Source organism: Nocardia sp. NPDC003979 (assembly GCF_053605015.1).
The window spans coordinates 62,715-83,903 of record NZ_JBSGIJ010000014.1 but is presented as its reverse complement, the minus strand read 5'-3'; the positions used below and the strand labels follow the sequence as shown (position 1 = coordinate 83,903).

Annotated in this window: 13 protein-coding genes; 2 read left to right on the top strand and 11 right to left on the bottom strand. The window is 68.6% G+C overall.

The annotated features are described in order from the left end of the window. Positions 1-5: 5 nt before the first annotated feature. The 4 genes from ACWEVR_RS25315 to ACWEVR_RS25300 all read right to left on the bottom strand — a co-directional run bounded on the left by ACWEVR_RS25315 (position 6) and on the right by ACWEVR_RS25300 (position 12,250). Positions 6-9,473 (bottom strand): amino acid adenylation domain-containing protein, encoded by a 9,468-nt coding sequence (locus tag ACWEVR_RS25315; protein ID WP_452468990.1) that lies wholly within the window; start codon positions 9,471-9,473, stop codon positions 6-8. A gap of 124 nt (positions 9,474-9,597) precedes the next feature. Further along, positions 9,598-10,254: an isochorismatase family protein gene (locus tag ACWEVR_RS25310; RefSeq protein ID WP_067490608.1), complete on the bottom strand. Its 657-nt coding sequence runs from the start codon at positions 10,252-10,254 to the stop codon at positions 9,598-9,600. Between the two features lie 29 nt (positions 10,255-10,283). Next, the gene (locus ACWEVR_RS25305; RefSeq protein ID WP_452468989.1) at positions 10,284-11,456 is read right to left on the bottom strand and encodes an isochorismate synthase; all 1,173 of its coding nucleotides are present in this window, start codon (positions 11,454-11,456) and stop codon (positions 10,284-10,286) included. Continuing rightward, positions 11,453-12,250: an SDR family oxidoreductase gene (locus ACWEVR_RS25300; protein WP_452468988.1), complete on the bottom strand. Its 798-nt coding sequence runs from the start codon at positions 12,248-12,250 to the stop codon at positions 11,453-11,455. Before ACWEVR_RS25300 ends, ACWEVR_RS25305 begins: the two co-directional genes overlap by 4 nt. An 86-nt stretch (positions 12,251-12,336) precedes the next feature. Between ACWEVR_RS25300 and ACWEVR_RS25295 the strand changes: the two genes are divergently transcribed. Beyond that, positions 12,337-13,992, top strand: a complete 1,656-nt coding sequence (locus tag ACWEVR_RS25295; protein ID WP_452468987.1) for a (2,3-dihydroxybenzoyl)adenylate synthase — start codon at positions 12,337-12,339, stop codon at positions 13,990-13,992. Between the two features lie 202 nt (positions 13,993-14,194). Here the strand turns inward: ACWEVR_RS25295 and ACWEVR_RS25290 are convergent, their stop codons facing one another. The 7 genes from ACWEVR_RS25290 to ACWEVR_RS25260 are packed head-to-tail and all read right to left on the bottom strand — an operon-like array spanning position 14,195 to position 20,354. Further along, entirely contained in the window at positions 14,195-14,410 is a 216-nt protein-coding gene (locus ACWEVR_RS25290) for a phosphopantetheine-binding protein (protein WP_067641464.1), read from the bottom strand. Between the two features lie 2 nt (positions 14,411-14,412). Then, positions 14,413-15,252 carry a siderophore-interacting protein gene (locus ACWEVR_RS25285; protein ID WP_452468986.1) on the bottom strand — a complete coding sequence of 280 codons (840 nt, stop codon included), beginning with the start codon at positions 15,250-15,252 and terminating at the stop codon, positions 14,413-14,415. Next, positions 15,236-16,468, bottom strand: a complete 1,233-nt coding sequence (gene entS, locus ACWEVR_RS25280; RefSeq protein ID WP_452468985.1) for an enterobactin transporter EntS — start codon at positions 16,466-16,468, stop codon at positions 15,236-15,238. Before entS ends, ACWEVR_RS25285 begins: the two co-directional genes overlap by 17 nt. Continuing rightward, positions 16,465-17,460, bottom strand: coding sequence for an ABC transporter substrate-binding protein (locus tag ACWEVR_RS25275; protein WP_452468984.1), 996 nt, complete (start codon positions 17,458-17,460; stop codon positions 16,465-16,467). The genes entS and ACWEVR_RS25275 overlap by 4 nt, the downstream gene beginning before the upstream one ends. Before the next feature lie 22 nt (positions 17,461-17,482). After that, the gene (locus ACWEVR_RS25270; protein ID WP_357146871.1) at positions 17,483-18,295 is read right to left on the bottom strand and encodes an ABC transporter ATP-binding protein; all 813 of its coding nucleotides are present in this window, start codon (positions 18,293-18,295) and stop codon (positions 17,483-17,485) included. 8 nt (positions 18,296-18,303) lie between these two features. Continuing rightward, positions 18,304-19,359 (bottom strand): FecCD family ABC transporter permease, encoded by a 1,056-nt coding sequence (locus ACWEVR_RS25265; RefSeq protein ID WP_452468983.1) that lies wholly within the window; start codon positions 19,357-19,359, stop codon positions 18,304-18,306. Next, a complete protein-coding gene (locus tag ACWEVR_RS25260; protein ID WP_067490580.1) occupies positions 19,356-20,354 on the bottom strand; it encodes an iron chelate uptake ABC transporter family permease subunit in 999 nt (332 codons plus the stop codon). The genes ACWEVR_RS25265 and ACWEVR_RS25260 overlap by 4 nt, the downstream gene beginning before the upstream one ends. 186 nt (positions 20,355-20,540) lie before the next feature. Between ACWEVR_RS25260 and ACWEVR_RS25255 the strand changes: the two genes are divergently transcribed. Then, positions 20,541-21,170, top strand: a complete 630-nt coding sequence (locus ACWEVR_RS25255; RefSeq protein ID WP_225282088.1) for an MspA family porin — start codon at positions 20,541-20,543, stop codon at positions 21,168-21,170. Positions 21,171-21,189 lie beyond the last annotated feature (19 nt).

Genomic DNA, 21,189 nt, shown 5'->3' with positions numbered 1-21,189 from the left:
GAAGTTCAGGTGCGGATGGCGGGATCCGCGTCGATGAGCGCGGCGACCTCGATCCAGCCGGTCGGCATCGCGATCTCGTTGTGGGTGTAGGGCAGTCGCCGGACCACCAGCTGGGCGCCCGCGGCCTGCCAGCCGGTGAGCTGGGCGTGCACGCGCTCGGGTTCGAGGCCGTTGTCCGCGCAGTACAGGGCCATCGGGCCGCTGTAGGAGGGGGATTCCGACTCGGTGACCATGCGCAGCAGTTCGGTCGCGGCGTGGGTTACCACGGCTGCCAATTCGGCTGGGTACTCGTCGATTTCGGGGACGAGTGCGGCCATTCCGGAGGGATCCGCCAGGGTCGCGGCGGCCCGCTCGGTCAGGTTCGACAGCGGGTGCGAGTCGAGCAGGCCCACATAGGCGACCTGCTCACCCTCGGCTTCGAGGATGGCGGCCATGGCGTGGGCGAGATTGCCGCCCAGCGAATAGCCGAGGAAGTGGTACGGGCCGTGCGGTTGGATGCGGCGGACGGCGGCCAGGTAGTACCGCGCCAGGTCGTCGAGGGTGCGGGTCCGCGTGGTCGGCTCGGTGAGGTGGGGCATCTGCAGGCCGATGATGGGTCGTTCGGCCCGCAGCAACCTCGCCAGGGGAGCGTATTTCCATGCGGTGCCGCCGATTTGGTGAACGCAGAACAGCGGTGGAACCGAGCCCTCGGCGCGCAGTTCCAGGACCGGGTCGAGGCGGCGGCCCAGGCCGGCGAGGCCGTCCTTCGGGGGTGTGGCTGGGTCGGCCGCACCGATGCGGGCTGCGAGCTTGCGGGGGGTCGAAGCGGTGAAAACGTCGTCGAGGACCACGGGTAGGTCCGCGCGGGTGAGTCGGCCGACCAGTCGCACGGCGAGCAGGGAGTGGCCGCCCTTGTCGAAGAAGTCGTCGTCTGGGTCGATGTCGGGGACCGAGAGAACAGCTGCCATTGCGGCGCGAATGGTGTCGACATTCTCGTCGTGCGTTCTGTCGACGAACTGGGCCGAGTGGCGGAGGGGCTTGTCGCCGGTGACAGCGTCGAGAGGTGCCCTGGTAGCCGTTGCCTCGGTGTCGAGTTCGTGGGTGTTGCCGCCCGGGGTACGTGACTCCGGCGCTGGGAGTGCCCGGCGATCGATCTTCTCCGTCGCTGTGCGAGGGATGTGATCCAGTACGACGACGGCAGCGGGAATCATGTAGGCGGGCAACTTGTTTCGGAGCCGGTCGCGAATCACGTCTGTCTCGAGCGTGATTCCGGACTTCGCCATGAGGTAGGCGACCAGCCGCTGATCGCCCGGTGTGTCCTCGCGCAGCTGCACCACCGCGTGAGCCACGCCGGGGCACGTGAGCAGGGCCGATTCGATATCGCCCAGTTCGATGCGTTGGCCGCGCAACTTCACCTGGCTGTCGGTCCGGCCGATGTAGTCGAGTTCACCGTCGGTGTTCAGTTTCACCAGATCACCTGTGCGGTATATCCTTTCGCCGCTGCCGAACGGGTCGGCGACGAACGCCGCGGCGGTCAGGTCGGGGCGGGCCAGATAGCCGCGCGCCAGCCGCACTCCGGTCATGTAGAGCTCACCGACGGTGCCCTCGGGCACGGGGTGCAGCCGGTCGTCGAGGATGCGGACGGTGTCGGCGGGTGCGCCGATCGGGACCGACGCGGTGTCGGCGTCGACGGTCTTGTGGAAGGTGAAGCCGATCGCGGCTTCGGTGGGACCGTAGAAGTTGTACACAGCGGTACCGGTGAGTTCGCGCATCCGATGTCCCGTCGCCGGTGGCAGCACTTCACCGCCGGTGAGGACGCAGCGAAGGTCCACGCATCCCGAGAGGTCGGCCTCCTCGGCGAGCACGGTGAGCATGGAGGTCGTCATCCACATCGCGGTCACCCGCTCCGCGCTCATGAGTTGTGCCTGGTAGTACGGGTCGCGGTGGCCGCCGGGGCGGGTCAGCACGATCCGGGCGCCGACGTGCAGCGGCAGGAACATCTCCATGAGCGAGGCGTCGAAGATCGGCGGGGTGCGGTAGAGCATGGTGTCGCCCGGCCCGAACCGGACCTCACGCTGCAGCCATTCGAAAGTGGAGATGATCGCGGCGTGCGACAGGCTCACCCCCTTGGGCACACCCGTGGAGCCGGAGGTGAACAGGAGGCAGGCGGTATTCGCCGGGCGCAGCGGTGCGAGGCGGTCCGCATCGGTGAGCGGAGTATCGGCGAGTTCTTTCTGCGTGGAGTCGTCCGAGCGCTCGTCGACCATCGCGCGAATGTCGTCGAGCGAGCTCAGAACCATTGCAGGAGAAGCGGTATCGACAATCTTTTGGATGCGCTCTGCCGGCTGTTCCGGGTCTATCGGGAGGTAGACACCACCGGCACGGCAGACCGCATGCGCCGTGACGACGGAATCGATGGTGCGCGGCATGGCCACGCCGACCACGGTCTCGGGACCGACACCTCTCGAGATGAGCCACCGGGCAAGTCGATTCACCCTGGCGTCGAATTCACCGAAGTCGATCGTGACGCCGTCCGCGGTCACCGCCGGGGCTGTCGGATCGACAGCGATGCCCCACTCGGCCAGGGTGGTACCGCTCGGAGCTGCCACGATCGGACGACTGAGCAAGGCCCCATTGTTGAGCGGAGCAGTAGATCGGGCGGCAGTGTCGACACCGGCTACCGCTGGAGTGCCGTCGACGGCTGGTGCGGTGGGCCGCGCTGTGACGATCGGCTCGGCAAAGGCTTCTGGTGGCGGTGCGATGGGTCGCGCAGGCACGGCCAGGTGAGTGAGGGGCTTGATGAACTGGGTCGCGGGGGTTTCGGGGTTGGTGGTGATCGCCGTCAGCGTGGTGGTGATCCGGTCGGCGATGTGGGCGAGGGTGGTATCGGGGATGACGCTGCGGTCGTACCAGATGACCAGCGTCAGGTGGTCGCCCGGCGGGGCGATCAGGGTCAGTGGGTAGTGGGTGTTGCCGTGGTTGTGGAATTCGCCGAGACGTAGGTCGTGGGAGTCCGGTTGTCCCGGGCCGGAGTTGGGGAAGTTCTCGAAGGCGACAAGGGTGTCGAAGAGGGTACCGAGGCCGGCGACCCGTTCGATCTCCGCCAAGCTCGCATGGTCGAAGTCCTGCATGGCGAACTGGTTTTCCTGCAGGTCGGCCCACTGGTCGAGGAGCGGACGGGCGTCCAAGGTGCAGCGGACGGGCACGGTGTTGGCGAACAGACCGACCATGCCTGCGACGCCGGGGAGTTCAGCCGGGCGGCCGGAGACCGTCGCGCCGAACACGACGTCGCTACGTCCGGTCAGAGCGGCCAGGACCAGCGCCCAAGTGCCCTGCACCAGGGTGTTCATCGTCAGACCGCGTCGGCGACCCAGTCCGGCCAGCGCGGTGGCGAGCGAGGTGGGTAGCGCGACCTGCCATTGCCGGAATTCGCGCTCGCGAGATGAGTGGGCCGCGTCGGTGGTCGAATCGCCGACCAACGTTGCTGTTTCGAGCCCGGACAATCGCTGCGCCCAGGCGGCGCGCACGGCCTCGCGGTCGCGGGTGTCGAGCCAGGTCAGGTAGTCGCTGTACCGGGCGGCCGGGGGAAGTTCGTCACCGTGATAGGTGGCCAGTACCTCGCGCAGCACGATCGGGGTCGACCAGCCGTCGATCACCAGGTGGTGGGTATTGAGGACCAAGCGGTGGGTGTCGCCGGGCAGGCGAATCAGCATGGCGCGCAACATCGGTGACCGGTCGACCGCGAACCGGTGCCGGATTGCTTCGGCTTCGAGGCGGTCGGCGGCGGCCTGTGCGGCGCGCAGCGGAAGATCTGAGAGGTCGACCTCACGCCAGGGCATGCCGACCGAGCGCGGAACCGCCTGCACCGGCTGGTCGAGGTCCTCGTAGTGGAAGGCGGCGGCCATGGTGGAGTGTCTGCCGACAACGGTGTCGAAAGCCGCCGACAACCGTGGGCCGTCGAGTGGACCGTGCAGGTCGACGCGGGCGCTCAGGGTGTAGACGTCGTCGGCGCCGTCGCGAATCGCGTGGAACAGCAACCCTTCCTGCAAGGGGGAGAGGGGGAGCAGTTCGGCCAGTGGGCCGTGCGTGTCCTCCAGCGCGTCGATGGTGTCCTGGTCGACGATCACGCCGGGGCAGTCCGACGGTGTGAGTCCACCGGGGTACAGCCTTGCGTGGGCGGCGAACGCCTCCAGCGCGAGTTCGAAGTACCGCTGGATTTGCGTGACCTGGTCGGCGCCGAGGATCCGGCTCGCGGCTGTCCACTCCACGGCCAGGCGCGGCGCACCGGCCTGCGCGGCTTCATGGACGAAGACATTGAGCGAAAGCACTTCGGTGAGTGCCTTTTCCGGTGGTTCCGTGACCGCGAAAGCGTCGTGCTCCGGCAGGCTCCAGCCCGAAGTCCCACCACCACCGAAGCGGCCGAGGTAATTGAGCAACACCTCGGGTGCGCGTCGGTCGGCGAAACGCGGTGCCGTCTCGGGGTCGAGCCTGCGCAACACGCCGTAGCCCACGCCATTCCCAGGAACAGCGCGCTTGGCCTCTTTGACCGCCCGCAGCAGGTGTCCGGCCGCCGCACCCCCGGACAAGGCCTCGGTGAGTCCGGCGGGGTCATCGATGCCCGTCGCAGGCGTCCACACCGGGAACTCACTGGTGAACCAGCCGACGGTACCCGCGAAGTCGGTGTCGGGACGCAATGCTTCACGCCCGTGACCCTCGACGGTGACCGGCCTGCCCCGCTCGAGCGCCTCGCCGCGCTCGTGCCGCCAAGCGTTGAGTGCGAGCATGAGTGCGGCGAGCAATACGTCGTCGGTCTTCGCTCGGTAGGCGGTCGGCAGTGTGGTGAGGAAGGCTTCGGTGATCGCCGGCGTAGCGAAAGTTCTTGTCTGCTCGGCGCTCTCGACAAGATCGACAGCGGGATCGAGCGTCCTTTCCCCGAGGGGTGCGACGCTCTCGGCGCCGAGTGCGCGCTCCCAGTGCGTCAGCTCGGCGCGGTACTCACCCGCAACACCGGACTCGGCGAGCAGCGTGGCGTATCGCCGCCACGAACTTCCCTTTCCAGCCAGCCGCGCGGGGCGTTCTTCCCGCGCGGCGGAGCAGCCCTCATACAGCTCGGGCACCAGGATTCGCCACGAAACACCGTCTACCACCAGGTGATTGGCGACCAGCACCAACCGATCGGCGACGCCGGGCCCGCCACGTACCAGCGCGGCACGAATCTGGACACCCTCGGCAGGCGCCAATTTCCCTGCCAGCGCGAATGCCACCGACTCGACCAGCGCAGCCATCCCACCATGCCTCGGCAACGAGTCCCCACGGGATGTAACGGCACCGACGTCCGCGCGCCTCGACTCGGCGTACTGCGGCGCACCGGCATGTCGTGGTTGCGTTGTCGCGCTGACTGTTCCGTCGAGGTGAGTGGTCGGCACAGTCGCCATGTCTGTCGCAACAGCGGTCGTGCGTTGTGGAGCAAGCGCTGTCTCCGGTGGCGTGGACGCCTGCGTCTCTGGTGGCGTGGACACCCGCGCTTCCCGTGGCGTGGACACCGTCGTCGCGGTCTCTACGCGGGATTCCTCTGTAGGCGCGTGCGTATCCGTCGTCCCCATGCTTGTCGGGATGAGCTCCGCGCCGCGGGTGAGGGAAGGTGCGTCAGGATCATGCGCCGTGGCGTGAACATCGCTGAGCAGCTGGTTCTCGCCGGGAACGATCTCGCGGACCAGATCGGACGCGCGCACCGTGCCCACTGCGGCGACCTCGAGCCGGGCGTCGGGGCCGGATCCGTCGAGGACGAGGCGGAGGGCGTCGTGGCGGTCGAGGAGGGTTTGCAGGCCGGTGGTGAGGTGGTCGACGGTGAGGTCTTCGTGGAGGGTGAGGGCCGTCCACTGGGCGTAGCCGGCGATGGTGCCGGAGTCCGCGTTCGCCTCGAGTAGGGCCGCCACCATGGGCGGGATCGGGACGGGGCCGGTCGGCTCATCCGGGGTCACGGTGGCGGTCCGGGCTTGTGCCATCTGGGAGGTGGCGGCGATGGTGGCCAGGTCGCGTTGGGCAAGAAGCGTTTTCGGCTGGATATCCCAGCCGAGGGCGCGGAGGCGGCTACTCACGCCGATCGCGGTGATGCTGTCGCCGCCGAGGCCGAAGAAATCGTCAGTCGCGTTGACCCGCGCCAGGCCGAGGACCTCGGCGACGATTCCGCACAGTGCCCGCTCCTGTTCGGTGCGGGGCGGTCGGCCGGTCGAGGTCAGCTGGGGTGCGGGGAGGGCGGCACGGTCGAGTTTGCCGTTGACGGTGGTCGGTAGGGCGTCGAGGATCACCAGGGCCGAGGGGACGAGGTGGTCGGGGACCAGGGTGGTCAGCAGCTGACGGAGCCGGTCGGCGTCGAGGGTGCGGCCGGTCTCGGGGACCAGGTAGCCGATCAGTCGAGTGCTGTCGCCGGACTTGCGGATGGTGGCGGCCGCTGCGGCTACGCCGGGCAGCGCGCCGAGCGAGGCTTCGACCTCGCCCAGCTCCACGCGGTAGCCGCGCACCTTGATCTGGGAATCGGCGCGCCCGAGGTAGTCGTAGCCGTGGCCGGGGAGCCAGCGTGCCCGATCGCCGGTGCGGTACATGCGTTCCCCGGACGCGAACGGATCGGCGACGAACCGCTCCGCCGTCACCACCATGCGCCCGAGGTAACCGCGCGCCAATTGCGGCCCCGCCAAGTACAACTCGCCGATCTCACCGTCGGGCACCGGCTGCAACGCGCCGTCGAGCAGATAGGCACGGGTGCCCGCGAGCGGTCCGCCGACGTGCGGCACGGTGCCGGTCACCGGCGCACTCAGCGCGTCGACGGTGGCCTCTGTCGGCCCGTACATGTTGCGGGCGAACACCTTCGACGCAACGATGGCCGACCACAACGCGGGCGGTGTCGCCTCACCACCGAGCAGCAGCAGCTCGGGGCGGTGCGCGTTGCCGAGCAACCCGTTGTCGATCAGCGCGGTCGCCATCGAGGGAGTGGTGTCGACGACATCGATGCGGTCCGTCCGCAACGCCGCTACCTGCGCGGACGCGTCCTTCTGAATATCGGTGTCGTACAGATGGATCCGGTGCCCGCACCACAGCCACAAGAGCTGATCCAGCGCCGCGTCGAAAGCGAAGGAATAGGTGTGGGCCACATGCAGCTGCCGCCCGCCCACTCGCGCGGCGGTGTCTGCGTAGACAGTGCACCGGTGATGGTGCAACAGCTGAGCCATCGCGCCGCACGAAATCTGCACACCCTTCGGCCTGCCGGTGGAGCCGGAGGTGTACACGACATAGGCGAGATGTCCGGCTGAACGAGGCGCGGCGAGTTCAGCCATCGACAGCGGCCCGCTCGGCAGGCTGGTGATGGCTGCTCGAACCTCGTTGTCCGACAACAGGAGTATTCCCGTTGCCACATGGCGGTTCACCACGTCGCCAGTCATGGACAGGGCGTCCGCCTGCGCTGCGGCCCTAGTCCTGCTGGGAGTCGAAGACGGTACGCCGGGCTGCTTCGGTGCGGCGTCTGTGTTGCTGGGCGCTGTGGATGGTGTGCCGCCTTGCGTCATGGCGTTAGTCGCGGCCGGAGGGGAGGACGGTGCTTGCCCCTGCGCTGCAAGCACCGCGTCAGCGTCGCCGTCGTCTCGGAGGGGCGCAGCAGGCGAGTCGGTCGCCCGCTCGTCGGCGGTGCGCAGCGAGGCCGATGTCGCTTCAGCGTCGGAGGTCCGGTCCGTGATCCCGTCAGTCGCGAGCTGATCCGCGAAGACTGCTCGCGCGACAACGTCGTCCGTCACAATCAGGACAGGATCGGCGTCTTCGATGATGTCTGCCAGGCGCTGGGCGGGGTGGGTGATGTCGAGCATCAGGAAGGCCGCGCCCGCGTGTTGGACTGCCAGCAGGGCGATCACCAGGTCGACCGAGCGGGGGAGGGCGATACCGACGATGTCCTCGGGGCCGACGCCTCGGCCGCGCAGGTAGCGCGCGAGCTGGTGCACGCGGGCGCCGAGTTCCGCCGCGGTGAGCCGGTGGGTGCCGTCGACGAGGACGATGTCGTCAGGCTGGGCGGCGACCATGCGGTCGAAGACCTCGACGATGTCGTCGGGAAGACCGGGCAGGGCCGCACCGGCGCGCTCGACGGCGATGTGGGCCGCGGTCTCGGCCGGGTACAGGGTGATCGCGCCGATCGGCTCGTCGGCATCGACCAGCTGAGTGATCAGCGTGACCAGCGCGTCCATCCGCCGCCGCACAGTGGCCGCGTCCAGTGACCGCGCGTCGACCTCGAAGCCGAGCTGCACGCGGTCCTCCGACAGCGGGGTGACGGTCAGGCCGAGGTCTTCGGGCGGTCCACCGGCCACATTGCGCAGGGTGCCGGTGGCACCGTCGAAATCGAGGGCGAAGTCGAAGGCCTTGAGGTTGACACCGATGCCGTGCAGCAGGGCACCGGTCTGTGCGCCACCGAATTCGCGGGCCAGGTCCTCACCGCGAAAACGCTGGTGGGCGCGCATCTCTCGCAGTGCGTCGGCCACCCGCTTGCCCAGCTCACCCAGGCGGTCCTGACCGGACACCGAAACCCGCAGCGGCAGGACGTTGACCGCCATCGACGGAGTGGTGAGGGCGGTCTTGCCGACGCGCGCCATCACCGGCAGCGCGATGACCACATCGGTCTCACCGAGCAACCGGTGCACGAACCCCGCGTAACCGGCGACGAGCACATCGGCCCACGTGATACCGGCTTCGGTGGCCGCTGTCTTGACGCGACCCATCAGGTCGGCATCGAGGACCGCGCGCACCTCGTGGGTCTGCTCGACCACGCCCTCGGGTGCCCGCCCGCGCCCGTCCAGCGGCGGCAGCGGCGTGAGCCGGTCGCGCCAGTACTCGCGGTCTTGCCGATGTGCCTGGCTCCCACGGTATTCCAGGTCTTCGGCAACGAGTGTCTCCACCAACCCCCAGCGCAGGCGCGGCGCCTCGGTACCGCGACGCAGCGCGGTGTAGTGGGCCGCGACCCGGCGCGACACCATGGCCGCGCTGTAGCCGTCGATGATCAGGTGGTGATAGAGCTGGATGCACCACACGTCGTTGTCGGTGAGGCGCAGCAGCGTGTACGTGTAGAGCTGCCGGTCGACCATGTCGCGGCAATAGGTCGCGGCGCGTTCGCGTTCGGCGGCGACGAGCCGGTGCGCCGCGGCGACCGGGTCGGCTTCGGCGCGCAGATCGACGAGTGGGCGCAGCTCCGGTTCCAGGCCGGTGATTCGCTGGCGCGGGCCGTCGGGCGTCTCGCTGAAACGCAGCCGCATCGTGTCGGTTTCGGCAATGGTGCGGCGAATCGCGTTGTCCAGCAACGGCACATCTATCGCCTCTGTACCCGAGATCTCGAGTACCTCGCCGACCAGGTAACTGAGCGACTCGGGGTCGAGCCGCTGTGCGTTCCAGATGCCCAATTGCGCTCCGGTGAGCGGTAATCCGGGATGTTCGGCGCTTACGTCGTCCCGTTCCACCGAGCCCACAGCAACTCCTTCGTCAAAGTTCTCCACCCACCCACGCGGCTGCCGGACTCGGGAAGAGTCCGGCAGCCGCGCGAGGGCGTGTCAGGTCTGTCTTGGTTCGAATGGCGGAGCGTCCGCCGACGGGTCAGGCGTCTGCTTCGACCTGCGCGGGATCGAGCTGACGCAACAGCTCCGAGGTCCCGACCACCGCCCCACACCGCCGCGCGACGTAGTTCAGTGCCATCACGTGCTCGTCGCGGCTGAAATCCGCCGTCGCGTCGTGCACGAGGAAGGGCCGCACATCACCCATGAATGCCTCGGCGGCACTGAGCATGCAGCCCATGTGTGTGTAGACGCCGGTCACCAGGAGCTGATCGCGCCGGTAGTAACCGAGCAGTTCACGCAGGTCGGTGCGTTGGAACGCGGAATAGCGCCACTTGGTCACCTGGATGTCCTGTGGTTCGGGCGCGAGGGCATTGATCACCTGTGTGTCGGCGCCCTCGGCCATCCCGCTGCCCCAGAAGTCGGCCAGAATGCCGCGTCGCGACGGGTGCTGATTGCCGGGCTGCATCGTGTAGATCACCGGGATGTCGAGCTCGTGGCAGCGGTCGCGCAACAGGGCGATATTGGCGATCAGGGTGCGGGCGGGATCGCGGTGCAGGTCGTAGGCGTCGAGGAAGTACTGCTGCATATCGTGGATCAGCAGGGCGCAACGCCCTGGTTCGGCAGTCCAATCGACCTGGTCGGCGGTGAACTCGTCGACGCCCGGCATCGGATAGGGCGCGATCGGGGGGATAGGCATGACGGTCTTTCGTTCGAACGGAAGTCGGCTCAGCAAACGGTGACGGGCAGGTCAGCGATACCGAGCGGTGCGAGGATGCGCTGGAATTTGCCGGTGGTCTCGGCCAATTCGGCGGCCGGATCGGAGGCGGCGACGATCCCGCCGCCCGCGTGCGCGAGCAGCGTGGTGCCGTGCTCGGACAGCTCGGCGCAGCGGATGCTCACCATCCATTCGCCGTTTCCGTCGGCATCGCACCACCCGACCGCGCCCGCGTAGAAACCGCGTTCGCCCTCGAGTTCGGCGATGAGACGGGCCGCCGCGGCGGTGGGTGTGCCGCAGATCGCCGGAGTGGGGTGCAGCGCTACGGCGAGCTCGAGTGCCGACGGGCCCGCCAAGGGGACGGCGGCGGTGATCGGCGTCCCGATGTGCCACATCGCCGGGGTGGACATGAGTTCCGGTGCGGGAGTGTGCACTTCGGCGCAGCGATCACGCAGCACGGTCGACACCTGATCGGTGACGAAGCGGTGTTCGGCCAGGTCCTTGGTCGAGCCGAGCAGCGTCTCGGCGGCTACTCGGTCTGCATCGGCGTCGTCGAGTACCCGGCGGGCCGAGCCGGCCAGCGGATAGCTCACGACGCGGTTCCCGTCGCGGCGCACCAGGATCTCGGGACTGGAGCCGATGAGATGGCGGCCGGGATATCGGCCACCCGCCGCGGACAGGTCGACCAGGAAACCGTTCGACATCGGGTCCGAGGCGACCATCAGGTCGAGGATGTCCAGCGCGCGAACGGGAGTCGCCGAGCGAGCCCGAATAGCGCGTGCCAGCACGACCTTTCGCAGGGGGTGGGCGGGGTCGGCCAGCAGTTCGACCGCGGTGGCGACGCGCCTGCGGTGCTCGTCCGGTGTGGGCAGCGCCGCGTCGAAGGCGAACCGCGGCAGGGACCGCGAATCGGTCATCGACTCGCGCTCGAGCATCCGGGGTTCGTGGGGTGCGTCGGTGATCGTCACCGACTCCGGTGCCCACAACGCTGTCGGTGCGCCGGGCCGGAAGGGGAGTGCGCCGACGATGTGGCTGATCCGGCCACTGCGCAGCGCGGTGATCGCGTCGTGTGCCGAGCGGAAAACCGTCCCGCCCGCGCTGGCGGACACGGTCCGCTGCGGACGGGACAGCACAAAAGCGGGGTCTGAACTGGCGGTACTGATGGGGATCATCCTCTCGGTCACATGTCGAGCGTCGCGCCACCGTCGACCCGCAGGTCGTGCATGGTGATGTGGCGGGCGTCTTCGGACGCCAGAAAGTGGACTGCGCCCGCGATGTCGGCGGGAGTGGCGATGCGCCGCAACGGGATCCCCAGCCGGTAGGCGGCGGGATCACCGTCGAGCAGCGCGGTCTCGGCGGCGTCGTCCAGCGGTGTGCCGCCGAACATGTCGCGCAACATGGCTGTGTCGGTGGAGCCGGGGGAGACCAGATTGACCCGCACGCCGAGCGGTGCGACCTGTAGGGCAAGCGACCTGGTGAACGCGGTCGCGGCGGCCTTGGCGGCGCCGTACGCGGCCATGCCGACTCTCGGTGTGGCCGCCGCGTTGGAGGAGACCACGACGATGGACCCACGTCCGACGGCGGCCATGTCGGCGGCCGCGCGCTGGGTGACCAGCATGGTTCCGGTGGCGTTGACTGTCAGGCATCGTGCCCAGTCGTCCACGCCCAGTTCGAGGGCTGTTCCGCCTACCATCAGCCCGGCGGCGTGCGCCAACACCTCGACGCGGCCGTGTTCGGAGGTCAGGCGATCGAACGCCGCGCGCACCGCATCGGCATCGGTGATGTCGATGGTGACGCCGTGCACGGACGCGGTGCGTGCGGTGGCGAGGGCCGCGGCAGTGTCGTGCACCGTGGGATCGAGGTCCCACAGCGAGACAACCCGGTCCTCGGCAGCGAACCGCGCGGCGATCGCGGCGCCGATGCCCCCGGCCGCGCCGGTCACGACGACGATCCGACCGCGAGAATCACCATTAAACATGAGGTTAGCCTAACCTGACTGTCAGTTATTTGGTTAGCTTCCCTCATAACTTTTGGCCGAAACACCGAACCGCCTGCTCGAAAGAGGTGCTCGACTTGACCGAACCCGCCCTCGCCGGCTTCACCCCCTGGCCCGCCGACCTGGCCGACCGCTACCGCGCCCAGAATCTCTGGACCGGAGAGACTTTCGGCGAAGTCCTCGCCGCGCGGGCCGCCGCCGCACCGGACCGGATCGCGGTCCTCGACACCGCCCACAGCTGGTCTTACGCCGAACTCCGTCACCGCGCGCGTTCGCTCGCCGCCGGTCTGGCCCGCCTCGGCATCACGCCGGGCGATCGGGTGCTGGTGCAGCTGCCCAACCGGGCCGAATTCGTCGAGGTGATCTTCGCGCTCTTCGAGCTGGGCGCCCTGCCGGTGTTCTGCCTGCCCGCGCACCGTGCCGCCGAGCTGGTGCCGATCGCCGAGGCCGCCGCCGCGACGGCCGTCATCACCTGCGGAACCCATCAGCGCTTCGACTACGCGGCGCTCGCGGCGACGGTGCGGGAGAAGGTGCCGAGCCTGCGGCATGTGCTGCTCGTCCTCGACGAGGGCCAGGAACTGCCCGAGGGTGCGCGCGCTATCGCCGAATTCCGGGACGAGCCGGTGGAACTGCCGCGTCCGTCGGCCGGTGACGTTGCGTTTCTGCAGCTCTCGGGCGGCAGCACCGGTATCCCCAAGCTCATCGCCCGCACCCACGACGACTACCTCTACAGCGTGCGCCGCAGCGCCGAGATCTGCGAACTCGACAGCGACACTGTCTATCTCGCGACGCTGCCCGTTGCCCACAACTTCCCGATGAGCTCGCCGGGCATTCTCGGCGCGCTGTGGGCGGGCGGCGCGGTGGCCATGACGCCCGATCCCACACCGGCGACGGCCTTCCCGCTGATCGAGCGGTTCGGCGTCACCATCACCGGCCTGGTCCCGCCCCTGGCCCGACTGTGGACCGAGCGCGCCGAAGCCGGTGACACACCCGATCTTTCGAGCCTGCGGATACTTCAGGTGGGTGGCGCCCGCTGCCAGGACGAGCTGGCTCGCCGGATCGGTCCTGCACTCGGCGTCACTCTGCAGCAGGTGTTCGGGATGGCCGAGGGCCTGGTCTGCTACACCCGGCTCGACGACCCGATCGACGTGGTGGTGAGCACCCAGGGCAGGCCGATGTCGGAGTTCGACCAGATCGCGGTCGTCGACGACAACGGCGTCGAGGTGGTCCCGGGCGAGCAGGGAAACCTGATCACCCAGGGGCCGTACACGATTCGCGGCTACTACGACAATCCCGAGGCCGATGCCCGCAGCTTCACCGCCGACGGCTGGTACCGCACGGGCGACATCGTGTCGATCCGCCCCGACGGCAACCTCGTGGTCGCCGGTCGCGCGGGCGACTGGGTGAACCGCGGCGGCGAGAAGGTCTCCGCCGAGGAGCTCGAAGCGCATCTGCTCGAGCACCCCGGCATCCGCGACGCCGTGATCGTTGGCACGCCCGATCCGGTGCTGGGACAACGTATCTGCGCCTTCGTGCAGCCCGCCGATCCGGAGCAGCGGCCGACGCTGACCGCCGTGCGCAAGTTTGTGCGGGAGCGCGGCGTCGCGGCATGGAAGATGCCCGACGCGGTGGTCGTGATCGAAGAGTTCCCCGAGACCGGCGTCGGCAAGACCAGCCGCAAGGAGCTGCGGCAACTGCTCACCGAGGGTGTCCACGGGAACTGATCTCGCCCGGTGCCGGACGGCCGCCGCCGGCGGGTGGAGCGCGCGCGAACTCCCGCTGGGCGTAATACGCGGCAGCTGAACCGCCTCGGACGCCGACCAGGCGCGCCGAGAGTGAGTTGATTCCCCGGAGGCGGCGCAGGGCAGCCAGCGGCGGCGGCGCCAAGGGAGCCGGGGCGGCGCAAGGGTTGCGCCGCCCCGGTGCTCACGCCAGCAGTTCGATCCACGACCCGAGGACGGGTTCGCCTGCGAGCGTGGGAAAGTCGATATCCGCATGACCAGCCGACCGCCATTTCTCCACCAGCGACATGATGCGCACCGAATCGAGTCCGGCGTCGAGCAGATCGGTCTCGGCGCTCAGTTCGGTCGCCTCGACTCCCAGCACGGTGGCCACATCGGCGATCACCTGTTCGTCGGTCATGGTCATTCCTCTCGATCGAAGTCGGCGACGCCGCGCTTCCAGTAGCCGGCGATGAGCGAGTCCTTGGGGCCGATGCCGAGGTCGTCGCGGATGATCTTGCGGACACCACGTAGGCACCCGGCCTCCCCGGCCACCCAGGCGAAAACGCGGTGTCCGGCAGCCACTTTCACTTCGTGGACAGCCTGCTCGAGGATGTCGCTCGTGCCGGGTGCCGCGTCACCCCGGTGCAGCCAGCGCACGGTCACGCCCGCAGGCGGGTCGAGGGGAATCTCCTCGGCGGGTCCGGTGACCTCGATGAAGGCCCAGCCGGTGGTGTCGCGCGGCATGCGCTCGAGCCAGCGGGCGATGGCGGGCAGTGCGGTGATGTCACCGGCGAGCAGGTAGTCGTCGTAGGTCTCCGGGATGACGACCCCACCGGGGGGACCGGCGATGTGGACCTTGGTGCCCGGGGTCACCGAGGCGGCCCAGTCCGAGGCGAGACCGCCGGGGTGGATGACGAAATCGATGTCGAGTTCACCGTCCTCGACGCTGTGGCGGCGCACCGTGTACTCCCGCGAGATCGGCCGCGGATTGCCCCACTCGAGCATCGTGCCGTCGAGCTTGGGCAACCGGAGCACACCGTCCTCACCCGGGAAGATCAGGCGCACATGCTCGTCCGGCACATAGCTGTGGAACTTCGCGATGTCCGGACCGCCGAAGGTGATCCGCAGCAGCGCCGCGCCGACGGGCACGACCCGTACCACCTCCACTTCCTGCAGGCCGATCGGGTACGGCACCTTGGCGTAGTGGTCCCCGGCGAGCACCTCGGCGATGTTCGCCGCGTAGTCACTGCGATCCTTCACCGTTGTCCTTTCTGTGCAGTGGCCCGGCGACGAGCGCCATCAGGCCGGTGAGTACCAGGACGGCGACGCCGTAGAGCACGAGCGCGCGTCCTGGTTCGAAGGTCTGGCCGACGAAACCGGCCACCATGGAGCCGACGGCGGTGCCTGCGACGGACTGCACCATCAGCAGGCCCGACATCCGTCCGCGCATGTGGTCGGGCGCGGCCTGCTGCAGCATCGTGTAGCGCAGCACCATGTTCACGGCTCTGGCCAGGCCGAAGCCGGCAAGACCGAGGAACACCAGCGCGGCGTGCGACCATAGTCCGGCCGCGATCACGCCGACCGGCATCAGCCCGAGCGAGATCAGCAGCGCCCGACCGGTGTGCGCGCGCCCCATCCAGCCGCTGGTCAACGTGCCGAGCACCGCGCCCGCACCGGGCGCCGCGTAGAGCAGGCCGAGCGTGCCCGGTCCCGCGTCGAGTTCGACATCGGCGAAGGCGGGCAGCAGCACCAGTGGGCCGCTGACGAGCATCCCGATCAGCCCGGTGAGCAGAATGAGCCGGATGGACTCGTGCCGGACCGCGAACGCGATACCGGCCACCAGCTCACGCACCGGGTTATCCAAGTCGCGTTGCGGTGGCGGCGACGGGCCGATCGCGGTGATCAGCCCGACGGTCGCGGTGGTCGCGAGGGCGCAGAGGAAATAGGCCGTGGCCACACCGGTTTTCGCGACGAGCAGACCGGCGAACGCGGGGGTGATCATGGTGCCGAGGTCGGTGGTCAGCGAGACGAGAGCGCCTGCGGCTGCGACCTTTTCACGTCCGACCAGCACCGGGACCATGGCCATCAACGCCGAACCGCTCACGCCGCCCGCCAGACCGTCGACGACGGCCGCGAGATAGATGGCGGACAGGAACGGCTCGGGCAGAACGGCATTCACCCCGAGGATCAGGAAGCCGACACCGGCCGCGCTGCGCGACCACTGGATCACCGTCCGCCGGTCGTACCGGTCGGCCACCACCCCGCCCGCGAGACTGCCCGCGAACAGCGCGACCGCGGTGGTGGTGGCGACACCGGCCACCTGCACACTCGAGCCGGTCAGCTGATAGATCTGCAACGGCAGGGCGACCATCAGCAACCCGATGCCGAGCACCGACACCAGCCGCGCCGCGAACGCGCACCGGAAGGGGCGCGACGCCCGCAGCGGGCTGAGATCGATGAGCAGTCCCGACGTCACCGGAAACGTTCCACGAGCAGATCGAGTGTCGCCATGACGGTGCGGTAGTCCGGACGCGAGCTGGTGGCGGGCAGTTCGAAGACCTTGCCCGCCTGGAACGACGGCAGCGAAGCGTAGAGCGGATCAGCGCGCAGCTCCTCGAGTGAACGGCCACCGCTGAGCGGAATGGTGAACAGCACCGGCGCATCGATCACCGTGTTGAGCAGCTCCGGGCTGAAGCTGATGAAGTCGGCGCTCTGCTCCTTGGCGGGGTTACCGGCCTTGGCCTCCACCTGCGTGTCCAGCGTGAAACCGACCTCGGCCAGCAGCGCGGGCAGCGCGGCGGTCGGCACGAAGACGGTCGGCTTCTGGCTCTTGATCGACTGGAACACCGTCGTGGCGCCGACGGGCGGCTTGATCTTGCTCTTGGCCTCGGACAGCTTGGCCTGGTAGTTCGCGATCAAGGTGTCGACATTGGCAGGCTTGGCCACGGTCTCGGCGATGAACCGCAGCTGGTCCTGCCAGTTGGTCGTCTCGGTCGGCATCAGCACGGTCGGGGCGATGGCGCTGAGCTGGTCGTAGGCGTTCACCGACTGCTGGCCGGGGTAGCCCTGGCCACCGCCGATGATCAGATCGGGACGCTGGGCGGCGATGAACTCGAGGTTGATGTTGTCACCGGACGGAACAGCTTGTGTTCCCTGGGCTTTCGCGTCCTCGGCCCAGCCGGTGGGGAACTCGCCCGGCTTGGTCGGCACGCCGAGCAGACGCGGGTCGGCCGCGACGACGGGCGCCTCGAGGTCGTAGAGGTAGCCGGCCAGGTTGCCGTTGAGCACGACGATGCGCTGCGGATCGGCGGGCACCTTGACGGGGCCCTTCGCGGACGGCACCTCGCGCGGGCCGGAATCGGCGGAGTTCGACGACGAGTCACCGCACCCGGCGAGCACCGCGACCAGCGCGAGAACCGGGACGACGAGGGCGGCGCGGAGCCGGCCCGAGGAACGGTTGGTGAACATGGACGGGGTTTTCCTCATTTCTTCAGTGCACCGGTGCGGCGTTCTCGGCCAGCGGAATCACCAGTGGCGTCCCGGTTTCCGGGTCGTCGACGATGCGGCAGCGCAGCGAGAACACCTCGTGGACCAGGTCCGCGGTGACGATGTCGGCGGGGGTGCCGGTGGCGACGATCCGCCCGTCGCGCATGGCGATCAGGTGGTCGGCGTAGCGGAAGGCGTGATTGAGGTCGTGCAGTACGGCGACGACCGTGCGTTCCGATTCGCGGTTGAGGGCGCGGCACAGGTCGAGCAGCTGGATCTGGTAGGCGATGTCGAGAAAGGTGGTCGGCTCGTCGAGCAGGATGATGGGCGTCTGCTGGGCGAGCACCATCGAGATCCAGACCCGTTGCCGTTGCCCGCCCGACAGTTCGTCGACCGGGCGGGCCGACAGCTCGGTGACACCGGTGGCCGCCATCGCCGCCGCCACCGCCTCCTCGTCGGCCTTCGACCACTGCCGCAGCAGCGTCTGGTGCGGGTAGCGGCCGCGTGCGACGAGGTCGGCCACCCGGATGCCGTCGGGTGCGGTCGAGGTCTGGGGGAGCAGGCCGATCTGGCGAGCCAGTTCCTTGGCCGGATAGTCGGTCACCGGCTTGCCGTCGAGCAGTACCTTCCCCGATTCGGGAGCGAGCAGACGGGCAAGTGCGCGCAGCAGGGTGGACTTGCCGCAGGCGTTCGGGCCGATGATCACGGTGAACTTGCCGTCCGGGATATCCACGGACAGTTGGTCACTGATCGTTCGGCCCTTGTACCCGAGGCGGACCTGGTCGGCGCGCAATCGCGCGGCGTGAGTGTCGTTCATGTCGCTTCCTATTTCCGTCGCGCTTCGGCGACGAGCAGATACGCCAGGTACAGGCCGCCGATCGAGCCGGTGACGATGCCGACCGGGATGGTGGTCGGGGCGAAGGCGTGCTGGGCGATCCAGTCGCAGGTGACCAGGAGGGTCGCGCCCATCACCGCCGCCGGGACCAGGGCGATCGACGGGGTGCGGGTGAGTTTGCGCGCCAGGTGCGGCGCCGCCAACGCGACGAAGGCGATCGGTCCGGCCACAGCCGTTGCCAGGGAGGTGAATCCGACGCTGAGCGCGATCAGCCAGCCGGTGGCCTTGCCCGCGTCGAGTCCGAGGGCGCGGGCGGTGTCGTCGCCGAGTTCGAGGATCTGCAGACGCGGCGCGGCCGGGATCAGGGCCACCGCCAGCACGGCGAGCACGATCATGGTCGGCGCGACCTGCGGCCACGACAACCCGTTGAGCGAACCCGCACCCCAGGCCGCCGCCGACATCGCCGCGTCGAGATCGGCCCGCATGATCAACCAGGTGTTGACCGAGGCGAGCATCGCACTCACACCGATACCGACGATGATCAGGCGGAACCCGGTCACATTGTGCCGGAAGGCGAGCAGGTGGATGACCAGCGCCGCACCGAGGCCACCGACCATCGCGCCCGCCGCCGTCTGGAAACTCCCGCCGCCGAGGGTCAGGATCACCAGGAGCGCGCCGGTGTAGGCACCGGTGCTGAACCCGATGATGTCGGGGCTGCCCAGAGGATTGCGGGTGACCGACTGCAGGATCGCGCCACTCACACCGAGCGCCGCGCCGAGGGCGAGCGCCAGCAGGATGCGCGGCAGCCGCCAATCGAAAACCACCAGCCGATCGAAGCGTTCGTCACCGATGAACAGGGCGCGCAGCACACGCGGTGCAGGGATTTCGAAATCGCCGCTGCCCAAAGCGAAGACAGCGGTCGCGATGGCGATCACCAGGAGGGTCGCGCACACCACAACCGTGCGCACCCCGATCCGCGCCGTGATACCCGTGCGCCCCGGACGCACCACGAGCATTGCTCGTCCGAAGTCGATCCTCGTGCTCATGCCGCAGCTCCCACTCGTGAGCGGCGTGCCAGCCAGATCAGCATCGGAGCACCGAGGAATGCCGTGACCAGCCCGGCAGGGACTTCGTCGGGGCGAATGATGATGCGGCCCAGAACATCCGCGGTGAGAACGAGCAGCGGTGCCAGCACCAGTGAGTACGCGAAGATCCAGCGCTGATCGGGACCGACCAGCCAGCGGGCGATGTGCGGAACCGCGAGACCGACGAAGGCGATCGGACCGACCGCCGCCGTCGCGGTACCGCACAACAGCACCAAAGCCAGCGCGGTGAGCAGCCGTGTGCGGTTGACGTGCACGCCGAGCGACCGCGCCAGATCATCACCGAGCGCAACGGCATTGAGCGACCGCGCGCAGACGGCGGCGATCAGCAGTCCGACCACGATGAACGGCGCGGCGCCCGCGATGATGTCGAATCCACGCCCGGTGAGCGAACCGGCGTCCCAGCGCCGCATCTCGTCGAAAGCCTTGGGGTCGAGCAGGATCAGGCCGCGCGTGAGCCCGCCGAGGACGGCGGTGGCGGCCACTCCGGCCAGGGTGAGCCGGATCGGGTCGGTACCGGTGTGGCCCGCGGTGCCGAGTCGGTACACGACCACCGACACCAGCGCGGCTCCGGCGAAGCCGAACCAGACGTAGGACGTGATCTCTTCCACACCGAGCAACCCGACCGCGACCGTGATCGCGAACGCGGCACCGGCATTCACCCCGAGCAGTCCCGGGTCGGCGAGCGGGTTACGGGTGAGTCCCTGCATCAGACATCCCGCGACGCCGAGCGCCAGCCCGGCGAGCAGCCCCAGAACCGTTCGCGGCAGCCGGTATTCGGTGACGGTGACGTGGTCGGGCGTGGTCGCGGCACTGGTCAGCGCCTGCCAGACTTCGCCGACCGGAATCGATTTCGTGCCGACCAGCAGGCTCAGCAGACAGGCCGCGGTCAGCAGCGCCACCGTCAGCAACCAGCCGAACCAGCGCGGACTTCTCATCAGGGATCTCTCTCATATGGAACCGTGTCACGAGGAGGGTAGCTCATGTTTAGGTGAGCCTAGGCTTATTCAAAGTTAGCTAGGGCAAGGTCTTGATAGGTGAGCCTAACCTGTCTACAGTCCGAGCTGTTCAAGATCGGTGCGAATCGGTCACAACAGTTGATGAGGACATCCACGATGCGAAAAATGCTTGCGGCCACTGCGCTGGCCACGGCCGCGCTGGCCGTTGTCGGCGGAACGGCGAGTGCGGACACCTTCGTTCCGCTGCCCGACGGCGAGAAGGCCGGCCCCGGTGTGTTGATCAAGCGGGTGGCGGAAAGCGCCCTGATCTCGCCGTCCATGGCGGCCAACGGCGCAGGCCGCGTGGCGTGGGTGAGCGGAACCGTGCTGGCCGAGGTGGCCGAGACCCCGAAGGGTGAGCCCCGCCCGTTCGTCGGCGGCAACGGCGCGCCCGGCACCAACAACTCCTCCACGCACGGTTCTTCGCGCGTGAGCACCGGCTACATCGTCGGCTGCCAGGTGAGCATCGCCGACGACGCGATCTCGGCGGGTGTCTCGGGCGGCATCAACACCAGCGGCGTGAACGCGGGTGCCTCCATCGGCGTCAAGCTCGGCCCCGGTGAGGTGAAGTTCATCGGCATCGAGGGCTTCGACATCGTCGAGAAGGGCAACTACCACATCAGTTACAAGGACGTGGAGCTGCAGATCCAGGGCTGCGCCGGTTACGCGCAGGCCCGCGCCTACACCGTCGTGGAGATCATCGGCGACAACTACTCCAAGACCTCCCTCTACGGTGCCCCGTTCAGCATCGGCTGACCTGTCGCCCTTCTCGACG

Bases quoted from the DNA above. Each gene is read 5' to 3' on its own strand.
- ACWEVR_RS25310 (WP_067490608.1), bottom strand. From the start codon at position 10,254: ATGCCTATCCCCCCGATCGCGCCCTATCCGATGCCGGGCGTCGACGAG.
- ACWEVR_RS25300 (WP_452468988.1), bottom strand. From the start codon at position 12,250: ATGTTTAATGGTGATTCTCGCGGTCGGATCGTCGTCGTGACCGGCGCG.
- ACWEVR_RS25290 (WP_067641464.1), bottom strand. From the start codon at position 14,410: ATGACCGACGAACAGGTGATCGCCGATGTGGCCACCGTGCTGGGAGTC.
- ACWEVR_RS25275 (WP_452468984.1), bottom strand. From the start codon at position 17,460: ATGTTCACCAACCGTTCCTCGGGCCGGCTCCGCGCCGCCCTCGTCGTC.
- ACWEVR_RS25270 (WP_357146871.1), bottom strand. From the start codon at position 18,295: ATGAACGACACTCACGCCGCGCGATTGCGCGCCGACCAGGTCCGCCTC.
- ACWEVR_RS25265 (WP_452468983.1), bottom strand. From the start codon at position 19,359: ATGAGCACGAGGATCGACTTCGGACGAGCAATGCTCGTGGTGCGTCCG.
- ACWEVR_RS25260 (WP_067490580.1), bottom strand. From the start codon at position 20,354: ATGAGAAGTCCGCGCTGGTTCGGCTGGTTGCTGACGGTGGCGCTGCTG.
- ACWEVR_RS25255 (WP_225282088.1), top strand. From the start codon at position 20,541: ATGCTTGCGGCCACTGCGCTGGCCACGGCCGCGCTGGCCGTTGTCGGC.